Origin of the sequence: Cytobacillus spartinae, from assembly GCF_042865285.1 — a bacterium.
Classification (GTDB): Bacteria; Bacillota; Bacilli; order Bacillales; family Cytobacillaceae; genus Robertmurraya_A; species Robertmurraya_A spartinae.
In genome coordinates, this window is sequence record NZ_JBIACK010000005.1 from 25,657 (window position 1) to 37,607 (window position 11,951).

Sequence of the window (11,951 nt, forward strand, 5' to 3'; positions counted from 1 at the left end):
ATTGTTACCATTGGAAATCTTTTATTAGGAGGATCAACCGTGAAAGATAATGAAAAAGAGTACCATGGTACAAATATAGAAGGTTCTGAAAATGACTTTAACAAAACAACAGGAAAGAATGAAACGTCTGATACCCTTACTAATAGACAAGGTCATCCGGTAACAGACAACCAAAACGTTCGTACGGTTGGAAATCGGGGGCCGACAACACTAGAGAATTACGACTTTTTAGAGAAAATTAGTCATTTTGACCGTGAAAGAATTCCAGAGCGTGTCGTCCATGCTCGTGGTGCAGGGGCTCATGGTTACTTTGAAGCTTATGGAACGGTGGGAGATGAGCCAATTTCTAAATATACGAGAGCAAAGCTTTTCCAAGAGAAAGGCAAAAAAACTCCGGTATTTGTTCGCTTTTCTACAGTTGTACATGGGGGACATTCTCCTGAAACATTAAGGGATCCTAGAGGATTTGCCATTAAGTTCTATACAGAGGATGGAAACTGGGATTTAGTTGGGAATAACTTAAAGATTTTCTTTATCCGTGACCCGTTAAAATTCCCGGATATGGTTCATTCTTTTAAGCCAGATCCCGTTACAAACATTCAGGATGGGGAGCGCATGTTTGACTTCTTATGTCAAACGCCTGAATCTGCTCACATGGTTACATTCCTATTCTCTCCATGGGGAATCCCAGCGAATTACCGTCAAATGCAAGGTTCTGGGGTCCATGCTTATAAGTGGGTAAACGAGGAAGGGAAAGGCTATCTTGTAAAATATCACTTTGAGCCAGTTCAAGGAATTAAGAACTTAACACAAAAAGAAGCAGATGAAATTCAAGGTAAGAACTTTAACCATGCAACACAAGACTTATATGAAGCAATTGAGCAAGGGAACTATCCTGAGTGGGAAATGTACGTTCAAATTATTAGTGATGGTGATCATCCAGAATTGGATTATGATCCGTTAGATCCAACTAAACTATGGTACAAAGATCAATTCCCATGGAAAAAGGTTGGAAAGCTGGTTCTTAATAAAAATCCAGAAAACTACTATGCGGAAGTGGAACAGGTTGCTTTTGGAACAGGAGTTTTAGTAGACGGGCTAGATTTCTCTGATGATAAACTTTTACAGGGAAGAACATTCTCTTATTCTGATACACAACGTTACCGTGTTGGAACAAACTATCTACAATTACCCATTAACTCTCCGAAAAAGCATGTGGCTACCAATCAAAGAGGTGGCCAAATGGAGTACCGGGTAGATAGAGGCGAAGGCCAAAATCCACACGTAAACTATGAACCTTCACTTATTGGTGGATTGAAAGAAGCACCAAGAGCAGGGAAGGATCATACTCCTTATGTAGAAGGAGAAGTAAAAAGAGAGCGAATTGATCGCACAAATAATTTCGGACAAGCTGGCGAAACGTATAGAAGGTTCAATGAGTGGGAAAGAAATGAGCTTATAACGAATCTTGTTAATACGTTAAAACCTTGCCGTAAAGAGATTCAAGACAAGATGATAGATATTTTTACACAGTGTGATCCTGATTATGGAAGAAGGGTGGCGGAAGGACTGAAAGGAGCAGATGCATCGGGTACATCAGATACAGGTGGTCCTATTGGTTCTACGCATACTGAGGATGCCGTAAAACAGGCAGAAGAAATGGGACATCCATCAGATCCATATTAGTATTTATATGAAAAAGCGTTTTACTTTTTGAAAGTGAGACGCTTTTTTACGTTTGGAATGAATGTTGGTGTTAATTTCAGAGCGGATTATCAAGACTCAGTCTATAGAGGTGATATCAGTAAAGTATATCCTAATTTGAAGGAGCTTTGTATCTTTACCGATTGTAAAAGCATGTTTAAACCATTCTAATGAAAGGTAAAGGATGAGAAAGACTTGTCCTTAATATCATCATTGATGATAGGAATTAAAACTGATAGAATGTGAATTGTATGCAAAGTAATAGTACTAAGGAGGCGATCGTGATGGTCCAACCATACAAGCATGAGCCATTTACTGATTTTACTGTTGAAAAAGAGCGTGAAGGTTATTTACAAGGCTTAAAAACAGTAGAAAACTATTTAGGTCAAGACTACGATCTATTAATCGGTGGGGAGCGTATCTCTACGGAAGATAAAATCGTTTCTGTTAATCCTTCTAATAAAGAGGAAGTTATTGGTCGTGTATCAAAAGCGAACCGTGATCTTGCTGAGAAAGCAATGCAATCAGCAGTTGAGGCATTCAAAACTTGGAAGAAAGTGAAGCCGGAAACTCGTGCAGATGTTCTTTTCAAAGCAGCAGCGATTATCCGTCGTCGTAAGCATGAATTCTCTGCCCTTTTAACAAAAGAAGCAGGTAAGCCGTGGAAAGAAGCGGACGCTGATACAGCAGAAGCAATCGATTTCTTAGAATTTTATGCTCGTCAAATGCTACAAATCAAAGATGGTGTTCCAGTCAATAGCCGCCCTAATGAATTTAACCGCTATGGCTATATTCCTTTAGGAGTAGGCGTAATTATCTCTCCTTGGAACTTCCCTCTTGCAATTATGGCTGGTACTACAGTAGCAGCAATTGTAACAGGTAACACAGTACTATTAAAGCCAGCTTCAACAACACCAATCGTTGCAGCGAAGTTTGTTGAAGTAATGGAAGAAGCAGGTCTTCCTGCAGGGGTTCTTAACTTCGTACCTGGAAGTGGCGCTGAAGTTGGAGATTACTTAGTAGATCATAAAGATACTCGTTTCATTTCATTTACTGGTTCTCGTGATGTTGGATTACGTATTTTTGAACGTGCGTCTAAATTAAATGAAGGCCAAATCTGGTTAAAACGTGTCATCGCTGAGATGGGCGGTAAAGATACGATTGTTGTAGATAGCGATGCTGATTTAGAATTAGCAGCACAATCCATCGTTGCTGGTGCGTTTGGATTCTCTGGACAAAAATGTTCAGCTTGTTCACGTGCCGTAATTGTGGAAGATGTATATGATCAAGTATTAAACCGAGTAGTTGAGTTAACGAATGAATTAACTCTAGCTAATCCAGAAGAGCAAAGCACATTTATGGGTCCAGTAATCGATCAAAGCGCTTTTGACAAAATTATGAGTTATGTTGAAATTGGAAAACAAGAAGGCAGATTAATGACAGGTGGAGAAGGAGACAGCTCAAAAGGCTTCTTCATTAAGCCAACTGTATTTGCGGACCTTAAGCCAAATGACCGTTTGATGCAAGAAGAAATCTTCGGACCAGTAGTTGGATTCACGAAAGCTAAAAACTTCACTGAAGCAATTGAAATAGCAAATAACACGGAGTACGGTTTAACAGGTGCGGTTATTACAAGAAATCGTGCGCACATCGAGCAAGCTCGTGAAGATTTCCACGTTGGAAACTTATACTTCAACCGTAGCTGTACAGGTGCAATCGTAGGTTACCAACCTTTTGGTGGCTTCAACATGTCAGGAACTGACTCGAAAGCAGGCGGACCAGACTACTTATTACTTCACATGCAAGCTAAAACAACTTCTGAAATGTTTTAATATAGCTTGGAAATTATCACTACAGGAAGTAATCGAAAGTAATGTTTTATGGAGTTTAGTACAAAAGTTGTAAAATTTCTAATTAATTTCTGTAGAAAAGACGGTATTTTTAAGGCCAAACAACATTAAAAATGTAATAAATATAAATTTCTTCAAACCCTTTTCTCTACTGATGAGAGAAGGGTTTTTTATATTGAAATAATGAAGATAGAGCCCGGTGAAATACATATATAGGTGTACTAGTGCATAAGAGTTATACAAAGGGTGAAAAGGAGGTGTTGAGAAGTGGGTCTTTCAGCAGCAACTTTATTTTGGCTTTTCGTCCCGATGCCAATATTAGTTTTGTTATCAATTGTTACGTTTATAACTGAAAGGAGAGAATAGAATAATAATGATGTCAACAGCAACGTTAGTTACGTTTATCATTTATTTACTCGGAATGTTAGCAATAGGTATCTTTTTTTATCGAATGACAAGTAGTTTATCAGATTATGTACTCGGGGGCAGAACCTTAGGACCTGGGGTCGCTGCTATAAGCGCGGGCGCCTCGGATATGAGTGGGTGGCTCTTACTTGGCTTACCGGGGGCCGCTTATGTGAGCGGATTCTCGTCAGCATGGATCGCCATTGGATTAGCAATAGGAGCATATATTAATTGGCAGTTTGTGGCCAGAAGACTACGTTCTTACTCAGAAGTGTCTAATAATTCTATTACAATCCCAGATTACTTAGAAAATAGATTTAAAGATTCTTCTAAATCATTAAGGGTTATCTCTGCCCTCGTAATTCTGTTATTCTTTACATTTTATACATCATCTGGAATGGTTGCAGGAGCAAAGTTATTCGAAGCTTCATTCGGTTTTCAATATGAAACAGCCCTTTGGATAGGTGCAATCGTCATTATTTCATATACGTTCCTTGGTGGATTCTTAGCCGTAAGTTGGACGGATTTTATTCAAGGTATCTTGATGTTTGCTGCCTTGATAATAGTGCCTTTTGCAGCTATCAGTGAAGTGGGTGGTTGGGGTTATGCAGTCGATACTGTTTCTACCCTAAATCCAGACGGCATTGATATTTTAGCTGGTACCACTACAATGGGAATCATATCACTAATGGCTTGGGGTCTTGGGTATTTTGGGCAACCCCATATCATTACTCGATTTATGGCGTTAAAATCTGTTAGAGATGTACCAAAAGCACGTTTAATTGGTACGGTATGGATGGTATTTGGATTATTTGGAGCTGTATTTACTGGATTTGCTGGTATCGTCTATTTTGCTGACGCCCCATTAGCGGATCCGGAAACAGTCTTTATGGATTTTACCCAAGTCTTATTTAATCCATGGGTAGCTGGAATTCTTTTAGCAGCAATCCTATCAGCGATTATGAGTACAATTGATTCACAGTTATTAGTATCCTCAAGTGCCGTTGCAGAGGATTTCTATAAAGCTATCTTCCGTAAGCAAGCAAGTCAAAAGGAACTTGTTTGGGTAGGTAGAATTGCTGTTGTTGCTATTGCATTTATCGCCATTGCACTTGCGATGAACCCTGATAGTTCAGTTCTTAATCTTGTAAGCTATGCATGGGGTGGTTTTGGTGCAGCGTTTGGTCCGGTCATCATTCTCTCTCTATTCTGGAAGCGAATGAATCGAAACGGTGCACTAGTAGGATTAATTACCGGTGCAGTTGTTGTAGTTGTGTGGGAGAAGCTAAGTGGAGGCTTATTCGACCTATATGAAATCGTGCCAGGCTTTATCCTTAGTACGTTAGCTATCATTATTGTTAGTTTAATTACTTCGCCACCTTCTAACGAAATTGAAGAAGAGTTTGATCAAGCGAAAAAAGAGGCATACTAATATGTGGAGAGTGGACTGCAATATTTGCAGTTCACTCTTTTTTATCATCTTAGGGTGAAAATTAGAGTCCGAAAAAACGTAATTCAAATCTCAAAATATCGTGTTTTTTCCTAAAAAACTGTCAAAAATCGAAATTAATTTTATGATTTTTGCTGAATACATATTTAAAATTAAGCGCTTACATTATAAATTTATACAAATTATACGTATAATTATAGATTATGAAATAAAAATCAGAATATTCTACCTGTTCTAACTATTTTTGTATGTTAATATTAACAACGTTGGTGACAACGGGGGTTAATTAGAGAGTCTTTTTTTACATTTATTACTATATAGAGATGAATAAAAAATACAAAATAAATGTATAAAAAGACTTTCAGAAAAATTACACACAGATAAAAATATTTTGAGAGGAGAAATGTGCAGAAACAATGGAAAACGCTACGTTAATTACCTTTATTATTTATTTAATTGCAATGTTATTTATCGGTATTATCTCTTACAGAATGACTAGTAATCTTTCAGACTATGTTCTTGGAGGAAGAAGTTTAGGGCCTGGAGTAACCGCCTTGAGTGCAGGAGCATCAGATATGAGCTCATGGCTATTGCTCGGTTTACCAGGATTAGCTTATGCAACAGGTTTAGATTCAATTTGGATGTGTGTTGGACTATTAATTGGTGCTTATTTAAATTGGAAATTTGTTGCCTCAAGACTACGTTCATATACAGAGGTAGCCAACGACTCTATTACTGTCCCCGATTTTCTTGAAAACCGCTTTAAGGATCAATCACGATTATTGCGAGTGATTTCCGCTCTTGTCATCTTAATATTTTTCACCTTCTATGCTTCTTCCGGGTTAGTAGGGGGAGCACTACTATTCCAAGAAACATTTGGGATGACGTATAACACCGCATTATTTATTGGTGCAATCGTCATTATCTCATATACCTTCTTAGGTGGATTTTTAGCCGTCAGTTGGACTGACTTTTTCCAAGGTCTATTAATGTTCTTAGCGCTTATTATTGTACCGATTGTGGCGATTATGAACCTTGGAGGCTGGGGAGAAACTGTAGATACGATTAGAAGTATTGACCCAACTTATCTAGACCCGCTTGACACTATGACCGGGTTGGGGATTATTTCATTAATGGCATGGGGACTTGGTTATTTTGGACAACCTCATATCATCACACGTTTTATGGCTATTAAATCAACAGAGGAAATCCCAAAGGCAAGATTCTACGGTATGTCTTGGATGACTCTTTCCATTATTGGTGCTATTGTAACAGGTTTTGTAGGTATTGCTTCTTTTGCGGACAACCCACTAATTGTTGGAGAGGTTGACAATAGCGAAAAAGTGTTTATCTTTTTTGCAGACATCCTGTTTAATCCTTGGGTATCTGGAGTTCTACTTGCTGCAATTCTGTCTGCTATTATGAGTACCATTGATTCTCAGCTACTTGTTTCATCAAGTGCTTTAGCCGAGGACTTTTACAAAGCATTATTCCGTAAGAATGCAAGTGACAAAGAATTAGTTTGGATTGGAAGAGCTGGTGTTATTGTCATTGCTCTCATTTCAATTGCACTTGCATACCAAGGTAATCCTGAAAAAGGCGGAGCTTCTGTTCTAGATCTTGTAAGTTACGCTTGGGGAGGATTTGGTGCAGCCTTTGGACCGGTAATCCTTATGTCACTTTACTGGAAACGTATGAATCGTAATGGAGCACTAGCTGGAATGATTACTGGTGCATTGACAGTCATCATTTGGAAAAATGTTGGACTTGGAGCTCATCTTTACGAAATTGTACCGGGCTTTATCTTAGCAACTCTTGCTATTATAATATTTAGTTTAATTGGCAATCATCCAAGACCGGTTATTCAAGAACAATTTGAAGAAGCCGTTGAAAATGATGTAGAGAAATAATTTTTCAGGTGCCCGTCTTCGTTAAATGAGGACGGGTTTTTTCTGTTTCAAAAGATGTAACCTCCGTTATGAATTTTGCGTCTATATTATGGAACTTTTGTAAAAAGGAGGAATTTAAGTGAGGGCGGTTGTTTTTAGCTTGCTTACCATCTTGTTAGTTTTTAGTCCCTTTACTCAAGTATTAGCAGAGGAAAGAATGAACCAAGAGAAAGTCAATCATACTTTTCAAATTGTAGAGGAGACAACATTATCAGAAGTAGAAAAAGCTTTTATTGAAAAGGTGAAAAAGGTAGAAGGGAAGCATCAGTTTGGTGATCTATATGTTATTTCGTTAGGTGAAAAACCTAACTCAGGGTACACGCTGGAATTTATTAAACCGGAACAAACACTAGAACAATTAAAGCTTCATTTTAAAGAAGGGTATCCGGAAAAGGATAAGTATTATCAGGACGTAATGGTATACCCTTATGTTGTTGGGAAGTTACAGTTACCTCCATATACAACATTGAGTTTGATTGATCAAAATAATCTATCGTTGTTTAATAAGAAAACAAATGGCTTTGATTTTTGGGAGACACGTTCTATAACAGATTCGCAAAAGGAGTGGACTGTAAATTTTAACAGGTCGATGAATCAAAAAATCGTAAATAAATTCTATAACATTTATATAGAGACACTCGAAAATGGCTCCTTGGTTACTCACCCAACTTCTATTGTTTATGATAAGAAAAACAAAAAATCTGTGAAGATAAAACCATCAGATCGCTATGAATATGGAGCAGTCTACCTACTTTCGATTGAGAATAAATTGAAGAACGGAAAGAAAATTGTAATCCCTTTTCATTTGAAGGAAGGATTATCCTTAAACTATGAATTTTCTAAAGAACTCCAAGGATGGAGTGGTGAATTTTCCGATCTGCCTGTTGATTACGATCAGGAATTATATGGACTGGAATTTGCTCATAAATCAATACCAGGGGAATCTAATAAGGGACTTTATCTAAGTGGGCAAAATAGCAGTGATGATCTATTTATGTTTGCTAAGAAAAAGGTTGGAAAGAGTGAAGGTCTATTACCTAATACTACATATTTAGTTGACATGGAAATTAGTTTTTATACGAGTGCAGATCCAGGGTTAATCGGTATTGGAGGAGCTCCAGGTGAAAGTGTCTATGTAAAGGCAGGGGCTTCAACTAAAGAGCCTAAAGTGGTCCAAGTAAATGGTGACTGGAGAATGAATATTAATAAAGGAGAACAAGCCTCTTCAGGTAAGGAGGCGGTTGTCGTAGGTGATGTTGCTAAAATAGAGGCAACTGGAGACGAAAAATATACAAATAAGACTCTTAGCACCGCGGAACCGATTGAAGTGAAAACAAATGGTAATGGAGAGTTATGGCTTTTCTTTGGAACAGACTCTGGATTTGAGGGCAGAACCTCACTGTATTATAACAATGTGAAAGTAACAATTTTGAAAAAATAAAATATATAAAAGCCTGATATTCACTGAAAAGTACTGTGGTATCAGGCTTTTTATATGAAAAAATAGATTCATGTCGAAAAAAAACTGAAAAATCTTTAAATTTGGGGTTCCATTATTTTCTTCTCTGTTATAGAATACATTATATAATAAATATTGTGTATTATAACAACGAAGGAGGCAGGTTCTATAGAGTGGATGTAAATTAAATTTAGTAGACCTATAAACTATAAGATTAATAATCAAATTTAATTACACATTTTTTTGAAAAAATTGAACCGATTTGAGATTAAAGTATTTTACACCTTTCTAAGTCCGATATCGGTCTTGATAGGTCATTATAAAAATCACTGAATTGAAAGGGGAAAAATAAAATGGCAGATCAAAGAGTACAGCAATTACAAGAGAGCTGGGAGATGGATGAGCGTTGGAAAGGTATTACTAGACCTTACTCCGCTGAGGAAGTTATTAAGTTAAGAGGATCGATTGATATTGAACATACTCTAGCTCGTCGCGGTGCTGAAAAGCTTTGGAAGCTAGTTAACGAAGAGGACTTTGTTAATGCTCTAGGTGCTCTTACAGGAAACCAAGCTGTACAGCAGGTGAAGGCTGGACTAAAGGCAATTTACTTAAGTGGTTGGCAAGTAGCAGCCGATGCTAACCTTTCTGGAAACATGTACCCTGACCAAAGCTTATATCCAGCGAATAGTGTACCTAACGTTGTAAAGCGAATTAACTCAGCATTACAGCGTGCTGACCAAATTACTCATTCTGAGGGAGATCATTCAATCGACTGGTTTGCTCCGATTGTTGCGGACGCAGAAGCAGGCTTTGGTGGTCAATTAAACGTATTTGAATTAATGAAGGGTATGATTGAAGCGGGTGCCGCGGGAGTTCACTTCGAAGATCAGCTTTCTTCAGAGAAAAAATGTGGCCATTTAGGCGGGAAAGTACTTTTACCAACTCAAACAGCAGTACGTAATTTAATCTCTGCACGTTTAGCAGCAGATGTTATGGGAGTTCCAACTCTAGTAGTAGCACGTACAGACGCTAATGCTGCAGATCTTATTACAAGTGATGTTGATCCATATGATGCTGAGTTCATCACTGGGGAGCGCACACCAGAAGGGTTCTTCCGAGTGAAAGCAGGTTTAGATCAAGCAATCTCTCGTGGTCTAGCATATGCACCTTATGCAGATCTAGTTTGGTGTGAAACAGCTGAACCGAGCTTAGAAGAGGCTAGACAATTTGCCGAAGCGATTCATGCAAAATTCCCAGGCAAATTATTAGCATATAACTGTTCGCCTTCATTCAACTGGAAGAAGAAGCTAGACGACGAAACCATCGCTAAGTTCCAGGTTGAGTTAGGGAAAATGGGCTACAAATTCCAATTCGTTACACTTGCAGGCTTCCACTCACTTAATCACAGTATGTTTGAACTTGCTCGCGGCTATAAAGATCGTGGTATGGCAGCATACTCTGAATTACAAGAAGCTGAATTTGCTAGTGAGCAACATGGATATACTGCTACAAGACACCAAAGAGAGGTTGGAACAGGATACTTTGACCAAGTCTCAATGGTTATTACAGGAGGTACTTCTTCTACAACAGCTCTTAAAGGGTCTACGGAAGAAGAACAGTTTACTGCATCAAAGTAAGTTTACTTTTGTAACCGTGATTTTCACCATATTTTCTCCATTTCTATTTTTGCCCTCCCTTCTATGGAAGAGAGGGTCTTTTTATTTTAGTAGAATGATCCAAATATGCTCTCCATTAAACAGTTGAGTGAATGTCGCCAAAAATAAAAAACCTTTGTAAATTAATTCACCTCATTAGACAATAATACATACATAATAGTAGCCTTTTAATATAGGGGGGATTATATGTCCAATCATGAAGTAGATGAATACTTAAAACAGGGAATTTATGGTCCAAAGGAAATTAAACCCGATGAAAGAAGGAAGTTCTTAGGTACATTAAGGGAACGTGTTGAAATTGCACTTACTCAAGCTCAAGTGAGAATGGAAGGGACGCATAAAGAAGTCGTAGAGGCTATAAAGAATAACCGAAAGGCACACGTATATTTAAACGGAAATATGAGCTACGAGTATATATCAAAGTATATTAAGCTATGCAATCAGACTGGCGTGGAGTTTTCCGTTGTGACTAATAAAGATTATAATTCAGAATTAGGGCTCGTAGTAGCCCAGGATTATGCCATAGATAAGGAAGAAATCTACTTAAAAAATAGTACTCAACCCCATTTTCAGGTAAAAGAAAATGAAAAGAAAAAAGGGCTATTTTCAGCATTCAGCAATTTATTTAAATAAAATAGATCAATCATGTGGCCTAACAAGCCACTTTTTTATTTTCATAAAAATGCTGTAGAAAAAGCTTCCTTATCATCCAGTTTAAGCTAGGGTGTTTGTTGCTTTATAGCGTTAAACTTTGATATTATCAATATTATTGTAGATTTGTTCTTAGGTAAGAAAGTATAACTATTTTAAGCTAGGCTGATGTCTAGCTCCAGCGCCTAGCGCCTAGTAAACTTCGCCCCTCCTAAGAAAAATCGAATGATTTTTCACTCCTTACGATAAGTCAACATCGAATCGCTACGCTCTTCGTGTTTCCTTTATCTCATGCAGAAAAAGTGAGGCGACTGTTCTGACCCGACAAGCATAAGATGGACTGCAGCGTGGCGGTGTTTGCCACATAGCAGTACAGCTTATGACTCGAGGGGCAAGGAGCCACAGCTAGCTTAGAAGGGGCTCCAGTTTATACGGCGCTTACCAAGTGAAAATCACGATTTTTGATTTTTACCAAGGCGCTTGCGCTTTTCTATATTTGGAGGTGACTTTTATGTCGAGAATTTCAATTGATCAAGTAAAGCATGTTGCACATTTGGCAAGACTTGCTATATCCGAGAAAGAGGCAGAGAAGCTAACTCAAGAGTTGGATGCCATTATCACTTTTGCTGAACAGTTAAACGAGTTGGATACAGAGAACGTGGAGCCAACTTCCCATGTTCTTGATATGAAAAATGTAATGAGAGAAGATGTTGCTGGGAAGGGACTTCCACGTGAGGAAGTACTTAAAAATGCCCCTGATCATCAGAACGGCCAGATTAAAGTTCCATCGATTATTGAATAAGGAGG

Annotated in this window: 8 protein-coding genes; all 8 read left to right on the forward strand. The window is 38.1% G+C overall.

Annotation, left to right across the window (positions count from 1 at the left end; all coding sequences use genetic code 11):
* Window positions 1-39: 39 nt before the first annotated feature.
* The 8 genes from katX (at window position 40) to gatC (ending at window position 11,946) form a co-directional block, all read left to right on the forward strand.
* Complete coding sequence (gene katX / locus ACFYKX_RS12010; protein WP_389361247.1) at window positions 40-1,686, forward strand: catalase KatX; 1,647 nt, start codon at window positions 40-42, stop codon at window positions 1,684-1,686.
* 302 nt (window positions 1,687-1,988) lie between these two features.
* Window positions 1,989-3,536, forward strand: a complete 1,548-nt coding sequence (pruA, locus tag ACFYKX_RS12015) for an L-glutamate gamma-semialdehyde dehydrogenase (RefSeq protein WP_389361249.1) — start codon at window positions 1,989-1,991, stop codon at window positions 3,534-3,536.
* 394 nt (window positions 3,537-3,930) lie between these two features.
* Complete coding sequence (gene putP, locus ACFYKX_RS12020) at window positions 3,931-5,391, forward strand: sodium/proline symporter PutP (protein ID WP_389361512.1); 1,461 nt, start codon at window positions 3,931-3,933, stop codon at window positions 5,389-5,391.
* A gap of 434 nt (window positions 5,392-5,825) precedes the next feature.
* Entirely contained in the window at window positions 5,826-7,319 is a 1,494-nt protein-coding gene (gene putP, locus ACFYKX_RS12025; RefSeq protein ID WP_389361251.1) for a sodium/proline symporter PutP, read from the forward strand.
* A gap of 118 nt (window positions 7,320-7,437) precedes the next feature.
* On the forward strand, window positions 7,438-8,799 hold the full coding sequence (locus tag ACFYKX_RS12030; protein WP_389361253.1) for a protease complex subunit PrcB family protein: 1,362 nt from the start codon (window positions 7,438-7,440) through the stop codon (window positions 8,797-8,799).
* A gap of 371 nt (window positions 8,800-9,170) precedes the next feature.
* Window positions 9,171-10,454 (forward strand): isocitrate lyase, encoded by a 1,284-nt coding sequence (gene aceA / locus ACFYKX_RS12035; protein WP_389361255.1) that lies wholly within the window; start codon window positions 9,171-9,173, stop codon window positions 10,452-10,454.
* Window positions 10,455-10,679: 225 nt separating this feature from the next.
* Window positions 10,680-11,126 carry a YueI family protein gene (locus tag ACFYKX_RS12040; protein ID WP_389361257.1) on the forward strand — a complete coding sequence of 149 codons (447 nt, stop codon included), beginning with the start codon at window positions 10,680-10,682 and terminating at the stop codon, window positions 11,124-11,126.
* 529 nt (window positions 11,127-11,655) lie between these two features.
* The gene (gene gatC, locus ACFYKX_RS12045) at window positions 11,656-11,946 is read left to right on the forward strand and encodes an Asp-tRNA(Asn)/Glu-tRNA(Gln) amidotransferase subunit GatC (protein WP_389361259.1); all 291 of its coding nucleotides are present in this window, start codon (window positions 11,656-11,658) and stop codon (window positions 11,944-11,946) included.
* Window positions 11,947-11,951 lie beyond the last annotated feature (5 nt).

Coding starts and splice junctions, on each gene's coding strand:
- pruA (WP_389361249.1), top strand. CDS start 1,989: ATGGTCCAACCATACAAGCATGAGCCATTTACTGATTTTACTGTTGAA.
- putP (WP_389361512.1), top strand. CDS start 3,931: ATGTCAACAGCAACGTTAGTTACGTTTATCATTTATTTACTCGGAATG.
- putP (WP_389361251.1), top strand. CDS start 5,826: ATGGAAAACGCTACGTTAATTACCTTTATTATTTATTTAATTGCAATG.
- aceA (WP_389361255.1), top strand. CDS start 9,171: ATGGCAGATCAAAGAGTACAGCAATTACAAGAGAGCTGGGAGATGGAT.
- ACFYKX_RS12040 (WP_389361257.1), top strand. CDS start 10,680: ATGTCCAATCATGAAGTAGATGAATACTTAAAACAGGGAATTTATGGT.
- gatC (WP_389361259.1), top strand. CDS start 11,656: ATGTCGAGAATTTCAATTGATCAAGTAAAGCATGTTGCACATTTGGCA.